The organism is Arthrobacter sp. CP30 (genome assembly GCF_053470025.1).
In genome coordinates, this window is the sequence record NZ_JBQEMM010000012.1 from 34,970 (window position 1) to 51,252 (window position 16,283).

At 70.3% G+C, this 16,283-nt stretch carries 14 protein-coding genes; 5 read left to right on the forward strand and 9 right to left on the reverse strand.

Annotated elements, in window-relative coordinates; translation table 11 throughout:
* Positions 1-65: 65 nt before the first annotated feature.
* The 4 genes from ACTIMO_RS14550 to ACTIMO_RS14565 are packed head-to-tail and all read left to right on the forward strand — an operon-like array spanning position 66 to position 4,368.
* The gene (locus tag ACTIMO_RS14550) at positions 66-752 is read left to right on the forward strand and encodes a GntR family transcriptional regulator (RefSeq protein ID WP_448182900.1); all 687 of its coding nucleotides are present in this window, start codon (positions 66-68) and stop codon (positions 750-752) included.
* Complete coding sequence (locus ACTIMO_RS14555) at positions 745-2,265, forward strand: MmgE/PrpD family protein (protein ID WP_448182855.1); 1,521 nt, start codon at positions 745-747, stop codon at positions 2,263-2,265. Before ACTIMO_RS14550 ends, ACTIMO_RS14555 begins: the two co-directional genes overlap by 8 nt.
* A 10-nt stretch (positions 2,266-2,275) precedes the next feature.
* Positions 2,276-3,232 (forward strand): methylisocitrate lyase, encoded by a 957-nt coding sequence (prpB, locus tag ACTIMO_RS14560; protein WP_055773573.1) that lies wholly within the window; start codon positions 2,276-2,278, stop codon positions 3,230-3,232.
* A complete protein-coding gene (locus ACTIMO_RS14565; protein WP_448182856.1) occupies positions 3,229-4,368 on the forward strand; it encodes a bifunctional 2-methylcitrate synthase/citrate synthase in 1,140 nt (379 codons plus the stop codon). The genes prpB and ACTIMO_RS14565 overlap by 4 nt, the downstream gene beginning before the upstream one ends.
* A gap of 147 nt (positions 4,369-4,515) precedes the next feature.
* Here the strand turns inward: ACTIMO_RS14565 and ACTIMO_RS14570 are convergent, their stop codons facing one another.
* From ACTIMO_RS14570 to ACTIMO_RS14600, 7 genes are read right to left on the reverse strand one after another with little or no spacing between them, the layout of a single operon-like run.
* The gene (locus ACTIMO_RS14570; RefSeq protein WP_448182857.1) at positions 4,516-5,124 is read right to left on the reverse strand and encodes an 8-oxo-dGTP diphosphatase; all 609 of its coding nucleotides are present in this window, start codon (positions 5,122-5,124) and stop codon (positions 4,516-4,518) included.
* A complete protein-coding gene (xerD, locus tag ACTIMO_RS14575) occupies positions 5,117-6,079 on the reverse strand; it encodes a site-specific tyrosine recombinase XerD (protein ID WP_448182858.1) in 963 nt (320 codons plus the stop codon). The genes ACTIMO_RS14570 and xerD overlap by 8 nt, the downstream gene beginning before the upstream one ends.
* 5 nt (positions 6,080-6,084) lie before the next feature.
* Complete coding sequence (locus tag ACTIMO_RS14580; protein WP_448182859.1) at positions 6,085-6,771, reverse strand: NUDIX domain-containing protein; 687 nt, start codon at positions 6,769-6,771, stop codon at positions 6,085-6,087.
* A gap of 2 nt (positions 6,772-6,773) precedes the next feature.
* Entirely contained in the window at positions 6,774-8,474 is a 1,701-nt protein-coding gene (locus ACTIMO_RS14585; RefSeq protein ID WP_422391673.1) for a CTP synthase, read from the reverse strand.
* The gene (gene recN / locus ACTIMO_RS14590; protein WP_448182860.1) at positions 8,471-10,198 is read right to left on the reverse strand and encodes a DNA repair protein RecN; all 1,728 of its coding nucleotides are present in this window, start codon (positions 10,196-10,198) and stop codon (positions 8,471-8,473) included. Before recN ends, ACTIMO_RS14585 begins: the two co-directional genes overlap by 4 nt.
* Positions 10,195-11,121 carry an NAD kinase gene (locus tag ACTIMO_RS14595; RefSeq protein WP_448182861.1) on the reverse strand — a complete coding sequence of 309 codons (927 nt, stop codon included), beginning with the start codon at positions 11,119-11,121 and terminating at the stop codon, positions 10,195-10,197. The genes recN and ACTIMO_RS14595 overlap by 4 nt, the downstream gene beginning before the upstream one ends.
* Complete coding sequence (locus ACTIMO_RS14600; protein WP_082471661.1) at positions 11,114-11,965, reverse strand: TlyA family RNA methyltransferase; 852 nt, start codon at positions 11,963-11,965, stop codon at positions 11,114-11,116. The genes ACTIMO_RS14595 and ACTIMO_RS14600 overlap by 8 nt, the downstream gene beginning before the upstream one ends.
* Here ACTIMO_RS14600 and ACTIMO_RS14605 point away from each other — a divergent pair.
* Positions 11,964-12,251 carry a hypothetical protein gene (locus tag ACTIMO_RS14605; RefSeq protein ID WP_448182862.1) on the forward strand — a complete coding sequence of 96 codons (288 nt, stop codon included), beginning with the start codon at positions 11,964-11,966 and terminating at the stop codon, positions 12,249-12,251. The genes ACTIMO_RS14600 and ACTIMO_RS14605 overlap by 2 nt on opposite strands.
* Here ACTIMO_RS14605 and ACTIMO_RS14610 read toward each other — a convergent pair.
* Together ACTIMO_RS14610 and ACTIMO_RS14615 are read right to left on the reverse strand one after the other, a co-directional pair.
* Complete coding sequence (locus ACTIMO_RS14610; RefSeq protein ID WP_448182863.1) at positions 12,248-13,237, reverse strand: HAD-IIA family hydrolase; 990 nt, start codon at positions 13,235-13,237, stop codon at positions 12,248-12,250. The two genes, ACTIMO_RS14605 and ACTIMO_RS14610, sit on opposite strands and share 4 nt — an antisense overlap.
* Entirely contained in the window at positions 13,230-15,236 is a 2,007-nt protein-coding gene (locus ACTIMO_RS14615) for a hypothetical protein (RefSeq protein ID WP_448182864.1), read from the reverse strand. Before ACTIMO_RS14615 ends, ACTIMO_RS14610 begins: the two co-directional genes overlap by 8 nt.
* Positions 15,237-16,283 lie beyond the last annotated feature (1,047 nt).

Sequence of the window (16,283 nt, forward strand, 5' to 3'; positions counted from 1 at the left end):
CCGTGTATACATTCAAGCGGAAGGCCGGGCTGCGCCCCGGCGACGACGAACAGGCGGAGGTCGGTGTGAGAGCGAGTGACCGCGCCTACGCCTTCCTCCGCTCGGACATCCTCGAGTGGCGGCTCGCTCCCGGCGACGTGCTGGCCGAGGTCGAGCAGTCCGCACGCCTCGGCGTCTCCCGGACGCCACTGCGCGAAGCCCTCTCACGGCTCGTCGCCGAAGGACTGGCCACGCCGCATGCCGGGCGCGGCGTCGTGGTCTCCGCCATCTCGCTCGACGCGGTGGCCGATCTCTTCGACGTCCGGCTGCCGCTGGAATGCGCGGCCGTGCGCCTTGCCGCCGTGCGGGGATCGGCGGCGGTGTTCGATGCCCTGGCCACGGAGTTCCGCTCCGCCGGGCAGAGCCTCGAGCACGGTGGCGGGCACGAGGACTACTACGCGCTCGCGGCCCGGCTCGACCGGGCGATCGACGAAGCAGCCGCCAACTCCTACCTGTACCAGGCGCAGAAATCCATCCGGACGCACCTCGCCCGGGTCCGGCGGCTCGCCCGTGACCATCCGGCGCGGCTGCTCGCCTCCGCCCGCGAACACGAGCAGATCGCTCTCGCCGTCGCGGCCGGGAACGCCGACCTCGCCGAGGCCGCCATGCGCGTCCACCTCCACACCAGCCTGCAGCACCTCCTCGATCCGCCCGTCGCCCCGGCGTCGCCTCCCACCCCGTTCCGAGATCCACGAAAGGTACACCATGGTTGAATCGCACCCCGTCCGCGTCCACCGCAGCGAGGAGAACCTCCCGAAGACCGGCCAGCTCGCCTGGAAGATCGCCGAGGTGGCCACCGACCCCGTCGAGGTCACCGACGACGTCGCGGACATGGTCATCAACCGCATCATCGACAACGCCTCCGTCGCCATCGCCTCCCTGAACCGGGCGCCGGTCGTCGCCGCGCGTGCGCAGGCCCTCAGTCATCCCGTGTCCGTCCACGGCAGCGGCGCAGCCGTCTTCGGCGTCACGGAGCCCGTGTCCGCGGAGTGGGCCGCCTGGGCCAACGGGGTGGCCGTGCGTGAACTCGACTACCACGACACCTTCCTCGCCGCCGACTACTCCCACCCCGGGGACAACATCCCGCCGATCCTCGCCACGGCGCAGCACACCGGCGCCTCGGGCCGGGACCTGCTCCGGGCGATCGCCACGGGCTACGAGATCCAGGTGGACCTCGTGAAGGCGATCTGCCTGCACGAGCACAAGATCGACCACGTGGCACACCTCGGCCCTTCTGCTGCAGCAGGCATCGGCACCCTGCTCGGCCTCGAGGCCGACGTGATCTTCCACGCCGTCGGCCAGGCCCTGCACACGACGACAGCCACCCGCCAGTCCCGCAAGGGCGAGATCTCCACCTGGAAGGCGCACGCACCGGCCTTCGCCGGCAAGATGGCCGTCGAGTCGGTCGACCGGGCGATGCGCGGACAGACCTCCCCCACACCCATCTACGAGGGCGAGGACGGCGTGATCGCCTGGCTCCTCGACGGCCCGACCGCCGCCTACGAGGTGCCGCTCCCCACCCGGGGCGAGGCGAAGCGGGCCATCCTCGACACCTACACCAAGGAGCACTCGGCGGAGTACCAGGCGCAGGCCTGGATCGACCTCGCACGGCGCCTCCACGGTGCCCACCCCGAGGTGGCCGACCCGGACAACGTCGCGGCCGTCGTCATCCACACCTCCCACCACACGCACTACGTCATCGGGTCCGGTGCCAACGACCCGCAGAAGTACGAGCCCACCGCCTCGCGTGAGACTCTCGACCACTCCATCCCCTACATCTTCACCGTGGCGCTGCAGGACGGCCGCTGGCACCACGAGGACTCCTACGCGCCCGAACGCGCCGCCCGCCCCGACACAGTGGCCCTCTGGCACAAGGTCACCACGGTCGAGGACCCGGAGTGGACGCGGCGCTACCACTCGCTCGACATCGCCGAGAAAGCCTTCGGCGGCCGCGTCGAGATCACCCTGACCGACGGGACGGTCATCACGGACGAGATCGCCGTCGCCGATGCGCATCCCCTCGGCGCCCGCCCCTTCGCCCGTGCCGACTACATCGCGAAGCTGCGCATGCTCGCCGCGGGCATCGTCGAGGACGCGGAACTCGAGCGCTTCCTCGCCGCCGTCGAGCAGCTCCCGGACCTGCCCGCAGGATCGCTCGGGCAACTCAACGTCGTCGCCCGTCCAGGCCACCTCGATGCGGTCGCGATGCCGCAGGGACTCCTGTAGGAGGGCCGGGATGCTGTATTCGAGCGTCACCGCCCCCCAGAAACGACGCGCCCTCCGCGACGGGCTGGCCTCGGGCCGCCTCCAGCAGTTCCCGGGTGCCTTCAATCCCCTCTCGGCCCGGCTGATCGAGGACAAGGGGTTCGACGGCGTCTACATCTCGGGCGCCGTGATCGCCGCTGATCTCGGGCTCCCCGACATCGGCCTGACCACGCTGACCGAGGTGGCGCAGCGGGCCGGACAGATCGCCCGGATGACGGACCTGCCCTGCCTGGTCGACGCCGATACCGGCTTCGGCGAGCCCATGAACGTGGCCCGCAGCGTACAGGAACTCGAGAACGCAGGCCTGGCCGGTTGCCACATCGAGGACCAGTTCAACCCCAAGCGGTGCGGTCACCTCGACGGCAAGAACGTCGTCGACCTCGACACCGCGGTCAAGCGCATCCGGGCCGCCGCCGACGCACGCCGCGACCCCGACTTCCTCATCATGGCGCGGACCGACATCCGAGGCACGGACAGCCTCAGGGCGGCACAGGACCGGTCCCGTGCACTGGTCGAGGCCGGCGCGGACGCGATCTTCCCGGAGGCGATGCGGACCCTGGACGAGTTCCGTGCCATCCGGGATGCCGTGGACGTACCGATCCTCGCGAACATGACGGAGTTCGGGAAGAGCGATCTCTTCACGGCGGAGCAGCTCCAGGACGTCGGGGTGAGCATGGTGATCTACCCGGTCACGCTCCTGCGCAGTGCGATGGGCGCCGCCGAGCGTACGCTGGACACGATCCGACTTCACGGCACCCAGCAACCCGCCGTGGAGGGGATGCAGACGCGCAGCCGGCTGTACGACCTCGTGGACTACGAGGGCTACAACCGGTTCGACTCGTCCATCTTCGACTTCGAGGTACCGGGCAGCAGATCCGCCGCCCCGCCCGCACCCGCAGGATCTGATGCACAGGAGGAGCAATCGTGACAGAACCAGAGATCCACAAGGGCCTTGCCGGAGTGGTCGTCGACCACACCGCGATCTCGAAGGTGAATCCCGAATCCAACTCCCTGCTCTACCGGGGCTACCCCGTCCAGGAGCTGGCCGGCCACCGGGACATGGAGGACGTGGCCTATCTCCTCTGGAACGGCGAGCTGCCGGACGCCGCGCAACGGCAGGAGTTCGACGCCTTCGAGCGTGCCCACCGCGCCCTGCCCGAGCAGGTCATCGCCGCCATCGACCTGCTCCCTGCGACCGCGCACCCGATGGACGTGGCACGCACCGCCGTGTCCGTCATGGGGGCGAGCCACCCCCTGGCCGGCGACAACTCGGTCGACGCGAACATGGAGAAGGCCGCCACGCTGTTCGCGGCCTTCCCCGCCGTCGTCGCCTATGACCAGCGGCGCCGGCGCGGACAGGCGCTCGTGGAGCCGCGCGACGACCTCGGCTACTCGGCGAACTTCCTCTGGATGACGTTCGGGGAGGAGGCACCCGTGGAGGTGGTCCACGCCTTCGACGTCTCGATGGTGCTCTACGCCGAACACTCCTTCAATGCCTCGACCTTCACCGCGCGGGTCATCACGTCCACCCTCGCGGACCTGCACTCCGCGGTCACCGGGGCGATCGGCGCCCTGAAGGGAGCCCTGCACGGCGGAGCCAACGAGGCCGTCATGCACACCTTCGAGGAGATCGGCATCCGCGAGGACGAGAGCGCCGAGGACGCCGCCGTCCGGGCCAAGGCATGGATGGAGGACGCCCTCGCATCGAAGAAGAAGGTGATGGGCTTCGGGCACCGCGTCTACAAGAGCGGCGATTCCCGCGTGCCGACCATGAAGTCCGCCCTCGACGCGATGATCGAGTACTACGGACGCAGCGAGATCCTCGGCCTCTACTCGGGGCTGGAGACGGCGATGGACGAAGCCAAGGGCATCAAGCCGAACCTCGACTACCCGGCCGGGCCCACCTACCACCTCATGGGTTTCGACACGGAGATGTTCACCCCGCTCTTCATCGCGGCCCGCATCACCGGCTGGACGGCACACGTCATGGAGCAGGTGGCCTCGAACTCGCTCATCCGGCCGCTCAGCCTGTACAACGGTCCCGAGGAGCGGCACGTCGGCTGACCCCGGGGGCCGTCGCCGGGCTGGCGCCGGGCCGGCGCCCGCCCGTCAGGCTCGGCAGGCGCGGGGTCGCGCCGGCGGAGGGTCCGGCCGGGCGATCGACACCCGCTGAGGGTAGCGTCAGCCGACCCGTCGCCGTGGAGGGTCGCGTCAGCTGATCGTCGCCCGCGCGACCCCATCGTTGTCCGCCGCCATCTCGATGTGCGCCTCGACGCGGGTTCCGGCCAGGAGCTCCGGAAGCCAATGCGGCGCGTCCTTCCACATGGCGGCCCAAGGGATCGCGTCGACCGGATACCAGCGCGGCTCGATCTCCTCGCACGGGGCGGGCACGCTGTGTCCGGCCTCGGCCGTGAAGAGTGCGGACTGCATGTTCCAGTCCGGCCGGGCAGGGAAGGACCAGCTGATCCGGCCCGCATACCGCAGGTCCGACGGCCGCAGGGCGATCCCGCTCTCCTCCTCGACCTCGCGGACCGCGGCGTCGAGGTCGGACTCGTCGCCGTCGACCTTGCCGCCGAGCGCCACGACCCTCCCCGTCCCGAAACCGGTCCGCTTGAGGCCGAGCAGCACCTCCCGACCCGTGGACGACGGGCGGAACAGGAAGCACAGGACGACACGCCTGTAGGCTGCGCCGTCGATCGTCGACCACTCGCGGGACACTCCGGACGCGGTGGGGCCAGGCAGCCTCCCGTCTGGCATCACAGCGCCGGACGAGGGCACGCCGGTCGCCGGATCGCCGTCCGGGACGTCGACGTCAGGCACGGGCCCTCGGGTGCGCCGCGGCGTACACCTCGCGCAGCGTATCGGCCGTGACCAGGGTGTACACCTGCGTGGTGGTGACGGAGGCGTGACCGAGCAGCTCCTGCACCACCCGGACGTCCGCGCCCCCCTCGAGCAGATGCGTCGCGAACGAGTGGCGCAGTGTGTGCGGGGAGACGTCGCGGGTCACACCCGCGCGTTCGGTGGCCGCTTTCAGGATGCTCCAGGCGCTCTGGCGGCTCAGGCGCCCCCCGCGCATGTTGAGGAAGAGGGCAGGACTTCCCGTGCCCTTCGAGGCGAGCAGGGGCCTGCCGCGGACGAGGTAGCCGTCCACCGCCCGAGCCGCGTAGGACCCGACCGGGACCAGTCGTTCCTTCGAGCCCTTGCCGGTCAGCCGGACGACGGCCGGGAGGTCCTGCGCGTCGCTGACGGAGACATCGTCGACGTCCAGCCCCACGGCCTCGCTGATCCGGGCTCCGGTGGAATACAGGAACTCCAGCAGCGCCCGGTCCCGCTGACCGGTGGAGGTCGAGGTGTCCACGGACTCGAGGATCCTGACGACCTCCGCCACCGGGATGGCTTTCGGGAGCCGCTGCCCCGCCATCGGCGGGTGGACGTCCCGGGCCGGATCTCCCTCGGTGATACCCTCGAGCGCCCAGAACCGGTGCAACCCGCGGACGGCGACGATCGTCCGTGCCGCCGACCGTGGACTGAGTGCCGCGAAGCCGTCGTCGCCGGAGACGACAGCCTGGGCGAAGGCCGATACGTCGTGCCGCGTCACGGCGGTAGCATCACCGACGTCCCTGGTCCGGAGGAACGCGGCATAGCGGCGGAGGTCCCGGCGATACGCCTCGAGCGTGTTGACGGACAGGCCCCGCTCCACGGACATGTGCTGCAGGTAGTTCCGGAGCAGCGTCGACAGCGGCCCGTCCTCGTCGACAGGTGCCTGGTCCGCCATGGTGGTCAGATCTCGAGCACGGCGCCGCGCGGCCACGTGGAGTGCTGGCTCGGGTGTTCCGGCCACGGCGTCATGGCCGGGCGCAGATCGATGAACCCGTTCTCCCGTGCCACGCGGGCCGCGAGAACTGCCGCGACGGCGGACGGACTGTGGATCCGACCCTCGAGGGCCGCGCTGACGGCGTCGTCGAGATCCATCCACCGGAGTTCGATCTCCGCCTCCTCGTGCGTGCGCGTGTGGCGATCGGCCTCGGGCACGTCACCGATCCCGCGGGCCAGGTAGATGCGCAGCGCCTCGGAGGACGAGCCCGGGGACAGGAAGAGGTCCACCAGGACGTGCCACTGGCGGGCGGTGAGGTCCGCCTCCTCGGCGAGTTCACGCGCCGCCGCGTCCACGAAGTCCTCGCCCTCCTCGTCGAGCAGGCCGGCCGGGATCTCCCAGAGCGCCATGCGCACCGGGTGCCGGTATTGACGGATCAGCAGCACCTGGCCGTCGTCGTTCAGGACCAGGACGGCGACGGCCCCGGGGTGGCGGATGAAGTCGCGTGTGATCGCCTCGCCGTCCTCCGTGAGGCTGAACTGCTCGCTGACGACGTCCCACACAAGCCCTTCGTAGACCGTCGACGCGTCGATCAGCCGGCGGGGGCTCTGCTCGTCGCTGAAGGTCGCACGGTCGTCCCCGGACACCTGCACGGTCAGACCTTCGCGCCGCGGCGCTCGAGCGCCGCCTTCACGAGGCCGGCGAAGAGGGGGTGCGGACGCGTGGGCCGCGAGCTCAGCTCCGGGTGGGCCTGGGTGGAGACGTAGTACGGGTGGACGTCCTTGGGCAGCTCGGCGAACTCGACGAGCTTTCCGTCCGTCGTCGTCCCCGAGAACACGAGGCCCGCCTCGGCGATCTGTTCGCGGTACTCGTTGTTCACCTCGTAGCGGTGCCGGTGCCGCTCGAAGACCGTGGTCTTCCCGTAGGTGCCGGCGATGACGGAGCCCTCCTGCAGCTTGGCCTCCCAGCGACCCAGGCGCATCGTGCCACCCATGTCCCCTTCACCGGCGACGATCTCGAGCTGCTCCGCCATGGTGGCGATGACCGGGTACGTGGTGTCGGGTTCGAACTCGCTCGAGGAGGCACCCTCCAGCCCGACGACGTTCCGCGCGTACTCGATGACCATGCACTGCAGCCCGAGGCACAGGCCGAGGGTCGGGATTCTGTTCTCGCGGGCATAGGTCAGCGCTCCGAGTTTGCCCTCGAGGCCCCGGATGCCGAACCCGCCGGGGATGCAGACCGCGTCGACGCCGTCGAGCGCCTTGCTGGCTCCCTCCGGGGTCTGGCACTCGTCGGACGGGACCCACTTGATGGTCACCTTCGCCTTGTTCGCGAAACCGCCCGCACGCAGGGCCTCGGTGACGGACAGGTAGGCGTCCGGGAGGTCGATGTACTTGCCCACGAGCGCCACCTCGACGTGGTGCTTGGGGTTGTGCACGGCCTCGAGGAGCTTGTTCCACTTGGTCCAGTTGACGTCCTTGAACTTCAGGCCGAGCGCCTGGACGATGTACGCGTCGAGCCCCTGCGCGTGCAGGGTCTTCGGGATGTCGTAGATGCTGGGGGCGTCGGCCGCGTTCACGACGGCGTCGATGTCGACGTCGCACATGCGGCCGATCTTCTCGCGCATCGCCGCCGGGACCTCGCGGTCGGAGCGGATCACGATGGCATCGGGCTGGATACCGATGGAGCGCAGCATCGCCACGGAGTGCTGCGTCGGCTTGGTCTTCAGCTCCTGGGATGGCCCGATGTACGGGACCAGGGACACGTGCAGGAAGAAGACGTTGTTCCGTCCGACGTCCTGCCGGACCTGTCGGGCGGACTCGAGGAAAGGCTGCGATTCGATGTCGCCGACCGTGCCGCCGATCTCCGTGATGATCACGTCCGGGGCCTTCTTGCCGGGAGCACCCTCGGCCGGCAGGCGCATGCGGCGCTTGATCTCGTCGGTGATGTGCGGGATGACCTGCACGGTGTCACCGAGGTACTCGCCCCGGCGCTCCTTCGCGATGACCGTCGAGTAGACCTGACCCGTCGTCACGTTCGCCGAGCCGTCGAGGTTCTCGTCGAGGAACCGCTCGTAGTGACCGATGTCCAGATCCGTCTCGGCGCCGTCGTCCGTGACGAACACCTCGCCGTGCTGGAAGGGGTTCATCGTGCCGGGATCGACATTGAGGTAGGGATCAAGCTTCTGCATCGTCACGGAGAGGCCGCGCGCCCGGAGGAGGTGACCCAGGCTGGATGCCGTCAGTCCCTTGCCGAGTGATGAGGCCACGCCGCCGGTCACGAAGATGTGCTTGGTCGTTGCGGACTTGAGGAACCGGGAGTTTGTTTGCTGCGCCACGGAGTTCAAGGCTATCACCGAGCGACGGTCCGGGCCGCATCGGCCAGGAGTTCCTCGGCATGGGCCCGAGCGGAGGCCGAGTCCTCCTGGCCGGCGAGCATCCTCGCCAGCTCGCGGACCCGCTCGTCGTCGGGCAGCACCTCGACGTCGCTGGCCGTCACGCCGCCCCCCTCGCCGTCGCGGGACACGTTCTTCGTGACGCGGATATGACGCGCCGCGAAGGCCGCGACCTGGGGCAGGTGCGTCACCACGATGACCTGCACGTGCTCCGCCAGCATCGCGAGGCGACGCCCGATCTCGACGGCGGCCTTGCCGCCGACACCGGCGTCCACCTCGTCGAACACGAAGGTCGGCACCGGATCGACGGCGGCCAGGACGACCTCGATCGCCAGCATCACGCGTGAGAGCTCACCGCCCGAGGCGCCCTTGCCGAGGGCCCGCGGTGCCGATCCGGGATGGGGCTGGAGCATGAAGGAGATGTCATCGGCACCATGGATCGTCAGTGACTCCGCCGCTGTGACGTCGATGATCAGCTGCGCATCCGGCATCGCGAGGGCCGTCAGCTCATCGCTGACCCGGTGGGCGAGATCCTCGGCAGCGGTCCGCCGCAGCACGGACAGGGCCTCGCCCAGGTCGTGGACGCGGCGGTCGAGGTCCTCGATCTCGTCATCGAGCTCCTCCACGCGGGAGGAGTCGCTACCGAGCTCCAGGAGCCGCTTCACGGCATCCTCCTGCCACGCCAGCACCTCGTCGATCGTCGGTGCGTACTTCCGCACCAGGACCGAGAGGGCGGCCCGGCGCGACTCCACCTCCTCGAGCCTGCCGGCGCCCTCCCCGTCGAGGGACGTCCCGTAGCCGGCGAGTTCGGCGGAGATGTCCGCCAGCAGGTACCCGACCTCGGCGAGCCGCTCCGCCAGCTTCCCGAGATCGGCGTCGTGCTCCGCGACCGCCTCGAGCTGGCGCTTGGCCTCGTCGACCAGCGACACGGCATCGGCACTCGCCCCGATGTCCTCGGAGACGAGCGCCTGATGGGCCACCAGCGCAGCTGTCCGCAGCTCCTCCAGGTTGCCGAGCCGCATCGACTCGGCCTTCAGGGCAGCGTCCTCCCCCGGCTGCGGGTCGGCGTCGCCGATCTCCGTCAGGGCTGCCTCGAGACCTTCGGCTTCACGCAACCGCTCACGGGCCTCGCTGCGCAGCCGGTCGCGTTCGGCGAGGGCGTCCCGCCACTGGCCGAAGGTCGCCGTGTAGTCACGGATCGCGTCCTCGACCGGCCTGCCTCCGAACTTGTCGAGGGCCTGGCGCTGGGCCGGAGCGCTCTTCAGCCGCAACTGGTCGGACTGTCCGTGGACGACGACGAGCTGGTCGCCCAGCTCTGCGAGGACACCCACGGGTGACGCGCGGCCCCCGACATAGGCTCGGCTGCGCCCCTCACTCGTCACCGTCCGCGCGAGGATCAGTTCAGCGGCGCCGTCGTACTCCTCGAGGGCAGCACCTGCCTCGGCAGCCCGCCGTGCGGCACCGCTCGCTGGATCCAGCCGGAGGACGGCCTCGGCGGAGGCGGACGCTGCCCCCAGCCGGACGGCGCCGGCGTCGGATCTCGCGCCCCGCAGCAACCCGAGGGCCGTGATCACCATGGTCTTGCCCGCACCGGTCTCGCCGGTCACGACGGTCAGGCCGGGCCCGAGGTTCAGGGTGGCATCGGTGATGACGCCGAGGTCGCGGATCCGCATCTCCTCGATCATGGCGTCCCGCCGTCCTGATGCCTGATCGGGCCGCGCCAGCCCTGGATGGGGAGCTCGAACTTGCGCACGAGCCGCTCCGAGAAGGGTGTGTGCCGTGTTCGGGCGAGCCGTACGGGATGCTCGGAGCGCCGGACCTCGACCCGGGCGCCGGGCGGCAGGTCGATACTCCGCCGCCCGTCGCACCAGAGGATGCCGGTGGCGTCGGTGCGGGCGAGCAGTTCGACGGCGAGCACCGAGGTGGGAGCGACGACGAGCGGCTTGGCGAACAGGGCGTGCGCGCTGATGGGTACCATCAGGAGCGCCTCGACCTCCGGCCACACGATCGGTCCGCTCGCCGAGAACGCGTAGGCCGTGGAGCCCGTGGGCGTGGCGAGGACGACGCCGTCGCAGCCGAAGGAGCTGACCGGGCGCCCGTCGACCTCCATGACGACCTCGATCATGCGTTCGCGGTTCGCCTTCTCCACGGCGGCCTCGTTCAACGCCCAGTTCGTGCCGAGCAGGGTGTCCCCGTGCCAGACCAGCACCTCGATGGTGGTGCGCTCCTCGACCGTGTAGCTGCGTTCGGCGACCCAGCGGACGGTCTCCTCGAGGTCGGCACGCTCGCTCTCGGCGAGGAAGCCGACGTGCCCGAGATTGACCCCGAGCAGGGGTATGTCGGCTTCGCGGACGAGCTCCGCCGCGCGCAGGATGGTGCCGTCCCCGCCGAGGACCATCACGAGCTCGACGTCGCCGAAGGCCACGTCGTCACCGAGCACTTGGGCGGGCGCAGCGAGCTCGCCGTACTCGCGCTGGATGTCGGCGAGTTCCTCGGGACGCATGACCGGCTGCAGTCCCAGGTCGTGGAGGCGTGTGCACGCCTCCTGCGCCGCGATCATCGCGTTCCTGCGGCCGGTATGCGCGAGCACCAGGATTCGTCTACTCATCGAGCTCCGTCTGATCGGTGGAACGGTCGGGTGGTCCGAACAGATCGCCGCCGGGGAGGGCCTGTTCGGTCAGCCGGTCCAGTTCCCCCTCGATCCTAGGCATCAAACCCTCGTGGGGCACCTTTGTCCACACGAAGTACTCCAGGTTGCCGTCCTGCCCGGGCAGACGGCTCAGCGCCACCCCGCCCACGTCGAGCCCGCACCCGAGCGCGCTGCGGAGCACTCCGGCCACCGCGCGACGGCGGGCGGCGGGCTCCGTCACCACCCCGAGCCGGTTCAGCCCCCCGCGGCCCACCTCGAACTGCGGTTTGACCATGAGCAGCAGGTCTCCGCCTGTCTCCGTGGCACCCGCGAGGGCCGCCATGACCAGGCGCAGGGAGATGAAGGACAGGTCGGCGACCGTGAGCTGTACCGGGCCACCGATGTCACCGGGAAGCAGGTGACGCACATTCATGCCCTCGAACACCTGGACGCGCGGATCGTCGCGCAGATGCTGCACGAGTTGGCCGTGTCCGACGTCGACCGCCGCCACCTCGCGTGCCTCGCGCCTCAGGAGGACGTCGGTGAATCCTCCTGTCGAGGCCCCCGCGTCGAGGCAGCGCCGACCCTCGACCAGCACGTCCGGGAAGGCCCGCAGGGCGCCGTCGAGCTTCGTCCCCGCCCGACTGACGAAGTCGTCACCGTCGCCTTGGACGAGCAGGACGTCCGCCGGACCGGTGGAGACGGAGGACTTGGCCGCGAGGGCGCCGTTCCGCGTGATCCGTCCGGCGGCGATGAGTTGCGCTGCATGGGACCGCGAGCGGGCGAGACCGCGGACCACGAGTTCCTGGTCAAGGCGCGCCATGGACTCCGCCCGGGCGGAGGGCCTGCTCGGGCGCGAGGACGCCGCCGAGCCGATCGTGGACCTCGAGGAGGACGGCGGCATGATCGTCGACGGGAAGTTCTGCCAACCGGTCGAGGGAGCCCAGTACGTCGTCGACCAGCAGATCCCCCGTCGACGACGTGCTGGAGCCGGTCTCCGCCTGCGCGTCGGCGCCGTCATGGTGCACGGGCTCCTCCTGTTCTGCTCCCACTCGTCCTTCATCCATCTGTCCTGCAGCGGTCCGCCGGCGAACCGTCCCCAACCCTAGCGGGCAGCGACGACATCGACCGCCGGAGGCTGCTCGGGGTCGTGGGCGGGGTGGGTGGCCCACCAGGCTGCGCACGCGGCACGCCAGCTGTCGACGTCGTCCTCGCTGCCACTGATGCTGACCGAACCGCCGACCACGCGAGCCGTGGACCTCCCGCACGAGTAGATGTCCCCGTCCTGCGCGACCGCGGGATACTCCTCGTACAGGTCGGCGAGCGAGGCGATGAGGTACGTGGGGCGCTCCTCCACCGTCGCGCCGAGCGCCGTCCGCACGGTGTCGACGCCGGTCAGGACGAGCGCCGTGGCCATGCCGGCACGGTTCCCACCGAGGATGTCGGTGTCGAGGCGGTCACCGACCACGAGGGCACGATCGACCCCCGAATGCCGGGCGGCCGTCTCGAAGAGGGCGGCGCCCGGCTTTCCTGCGACGAGCGGCTGCTTGCCGGTCGCCGCGGCGACGGCGGCGACGAGCGTGCCGTTGCCGGGGGCGATCCCCCGCTCCTGCGGGATCGACATATCGGTGTTCGTCGCCACCCAGGTGGCACCCGCGGTCACCGCGTACGCTGCTTCGGCGAGGTCCTTCCAGCCGAGGGTCGGGGAGAATCCCTGGATGACGGCGGCCGGCCCGTCGTCGGCGGAGCCGACGACGGAGAGCCCCTGCGCCCGCACGGCGTCCGCGAGCGTCTGACTGCCGACGACGAGCACAGCCGACCCCGGCGGGACCTGCGCGGCGAGAAGCTCGGCGCCGGCCTGTGCCGAGCCGAAGACCTGCTCCGCGGTTGCGGGTGCACCGATCTCGCGCAGGTGCTGGGCAACCTGCGCGGAGGACCGGGAGGCGTTGTTGGTGACATAGGCGAGGCTCTTGCCCTCCCCCGCGAGCCGATCCAGCGCTTCGATGGCCCCGGGAATGGCGTTGGGCCCCGCATAGACGACGCCGTCGAGATCGGACAGCACCCCGTCGAAACCATCGATCAACCGCTCACTCATCCGCTGCGTCCTCCGTTTTCGCCGTCGTCTTCGGCGTCCGCCTGGCTTTGGCACTGGTCGCCGGGGCTTCGGCCGCCGGCGGGACGTCCTGCGCGTCCTGCGCCGGCCCGTCCTGCACTGCGGCGCCCGTTGCTGCATCTTCTGAGTCTTGCGGTGCAGTGGCTCCCGAGGAGCTGTCGCTCAGCGAACTGTCCGGCGCCTCACCGGCCGAGAACCGGACGGCGGGAGTCCCGGCCGACGACGCGGTGTCGGCGTCGTCGGTAGACGGCTCGATCCGGGTTCCGCCCAGTGCGTCCATGCTGAACAGCATCTCGGTCTGGAGCGGTTCGACCCGTGGTGCCGATTCGCCGGCGGGAATCGCGTCCGCTGCAGGAACGACGTCGTCCGCTCCCTGCACCTCGTCCAGGTCCGTCCCTCCTGTCTTCCCGGGACTGTCGCCGGCTGCTTCCTCCGGCATCGCCCCGCGGTCCGCTGGCTCCTGAACCTCTGCCGGCTCCGGGTCATCCCCTGGCTCCTGGACCTGCGCTGCCTCCTGGTTCCGCGTTGTCTCCTGCGAGCTGTTCTCCAGGACAGGCGCCTCGGACGATGCGCTTCCGATGGTGCGGCCGGTTCCCGGTTCTGCGAGGTCTGCCTCCAGATCGAGTGAGACGTCGCCCACGAGGCCCTGGTCCACCGCCGCCGTGGTGGCGGCTGGGTCCTGTGTCGTACGTCCGGCGGCACCGTCCGGCATCTCGGTGGGATCCGTGTCCAACTCCTCGTCCGGGTGTTCGAGAAGACCGTCCGTCACGTCGTCGTCCTGGTCGCCGTCCTGCCGCGCGGCGGTCGACTCGTTCCGTGCCGACGGTCCCGCACCCTCGTCGGTGTCCCCTCCGGACTGCTGGTTGGGCGCCTGGCCCACCTCGTCGTTCGTCGAATCGTGAGCCTTCCGAGCCGGACCGGCGAGTACCTCTGCCACCTTGGGGACTCGGTCAGGGGTGGGCTCGTCGTCCTCACCGAGGTCGATGATGTCCGGTTCAAGGTCATCCTCGAGTCCCAGGGCCTTCTCGGCCACACGGGCCTGGCGGCGCCATTTCTCCGACTCGCCCGTCCGTCCGACGGCGTCGAGAGCATCGGCGTAGGCACGGAACAGACGAGGACTGAAAGCGAACGCGCGGTGCAGGTCGAGCTGCGGGATCTCGAGGGCCGCGACGGCAGCGTCGAGCTGATCGAGATCGGAGCGTGCGCCGGACACGACCATCGCGAGTTCTGCCTTGCCCGCTGCATCCAGGGATTCCGCTTCCTCCGAGCGCGCGAGGTCGAGCGCCCGGTCGGGTCGCCCCAACCCGCGCTCACAGTCGGCCATGACCGGCAGGTGCACGTTCGAACCGCTGATGCGACGGAAGGTCCTGAACTCGCGCAGCGCCTCGCCGTAATGTCCCGCCGCGTATGCCGTCAGGCCCACGGCCTCGCGGACCGCGGCAAGGCGCCCGCCTCGGCGGCTGGCTGCCAAGGCGTGCTGGAACGCCAGCTCAGGGTCGAGATCGAGGAGCCGTCCGGCCATCACGAGGTGCTTGGAGACCCAGAGCGCGCTCCGCTCCTCGAGGTTCCGAATCTGGGCGCGGGTGACACGATCGAGCTCATCACCCTTGACGTCCTCGTCGATCTCGGGCGAACGCTCCCTGTCGGGCCTGTTGGCGCTGCGCAGATCACGGGCATTGTGGGCACGCGGAGCCGTCGCGGCGTCGTCCGCTCTGCGGCCGGTCCGGTCGTCGCTGCGTCCATAGCCGGCAGACCCGCGGTCCTGCCTGTCAGAGGGCCGACGGAAGGTACTGCCGCCATCCTGGGAGGGTCGACGAGCCCTGCCGGAGGAATCGCCCGCGGACGATGTCCGCGACTGCCAAGGACGCTCCGCGCCGTTCGACGGCTTCCCCGAAGATGTGCCGCCACGGCTGCCGTACGTGCCCTGCCGATCAGCAGCCGAACCGGAGGCCGAGCCCCCGCGCGACGCGGCGCCACGCAAGTGCGCACCCTGCCCGCCGGTGTCTCCCTGATCCGACCGCCGGTCCTGACCCGATCCACGCGTGAAGCGATCGGTACGCCGACTCTCCGACGCTCCGTCTCGTGAGCCCGGCCGCCTGTCCTGGCCGGACCCGCCGTACGGCGCCCTTGCCCGACCATCGCCTGAACCACCCCTCGGTCGATCATCACGATCGCCACCTGCGGAGCCGCTGTCGCGACGGTTCGCGTTCCGGGCGTCCGACTGACTCTTCCAGGCGGGCCTACGGGACTCGCCCTGTGCGCCATTGCCTCGGTCGCCTGACCCACCCAGCGGCGGAGCGTCCATGGGACGGTCCGCGGGACGGTCCGGGCGGCGCGACGCCTGTGAGGGGCGGCTCCGGTCGGAGCGGTCGGCGGACAGCGTGCGTCCTTCCCCGCCGTCGACATCGGTCGCTTCACGGCGAGATCCATCGGAGGCGTCACGGCGAGGGTTGTCCAGGGCTGAATGTGCGCGGTCGTCGGACCGGGCGGACGGCGAAGCAGGGGCGGACCCTTCATCGCCAGCGGACCGACCGGTTGCAGGCGCCCTGCCAGGGCTCGACTGCCTGCCCGCTTTGGAACCCCAGGAGTGGCGTCCCCGCTGAGTGGATCCTTCCTGACGATCGCCGTCTCGACTGTCCGCTCCGCGGGCCTCCGCATCGTGTCCAGCGGTGTGCTCCTGCTCAGTCATGGCAGCGCGGTCCTCTCATCAGGTGCCGGCGGTGTACCGTCGGCGGATCTCTATTTTGCTGTAGGTCTTGCCTATCTATGGAACCACGAAGCCACGCTTCACCACTCATCGGTTGTTTGCCGTGCGGCTCACTTGCCTCCCTGCCTGCTTGCCAGCCGTGGGTCTTCGCTGCTGGCCGGCCATTGTGTGCGGGGCGATGCCGGCTGCGGCGGCGTAGCCGGGTGCCCGTGGGGCGCTGGCCTGGCCGGGCTGGTGCCGGGCTGGTGCCGGGCTGCTAGGTGCCGGGCTGCTAGGTGTGGGGTTAATGGGGTGAGGCCCCGCACCTGGTGGTGTGGGGCC

Coding starts and splice junctions, on each gene's coding strand:
- ACTIMO_RS14555 (WP_448182855.1), top strand. CDS start 745: ATGGTTGAATCGCACCCCGTCCGCGTCCACCGCAGCGAGGAGAACCTC.
- prpB (WP_055773573.1), top strand. CDS start 2,276: ATGCTGTATTCGAGCGTCACCGCCCCCCAGAAACGACGCGCCCTCCGC.
- xerD (WP_448182858.1), bottom strand. CDS start 6,079: ATGGCGGACCAGGCACCTGTCGACGAGGACGGGCCGCTGTCGACGCTG.
- recN (WP_448182860.1), bottom strand. CDS start 10,198: ATGATCGAGGAGATGCGGATCCGCGACCTCGGCGTCATCACCGATGCC.
- ACTIMO_RS14595 (WP_448182861.1), bottom strand. CDS start 11,121: ATGAGTAGACGAATCCTGGTGCTCGCGCATACCGGCCGCAGGAACGCG.
- ACTIMO_RS14605 (WP_448182862.1), top strand. CDS start 11,964: ATGGACTCCGCCCGGGCGGAGGGCCTGCTCGGGCGCGAGGACGCCGCC.
- ACTIMO_RS14600 (WP_082471661.1), bottom strand. CDS start 11,965: ATGGCGCGCCTTGACCAGGAACTCGTGGTCCGCGGTCTCGCCCGCTCG.
- ACTIMO_RS14610 (WP_448182863.1), bottom strand. CDS start 13,237: ATGAGTGAGCGGTTGATCGATGGTTTCGACGGGGTGCTGTCCGATCTC.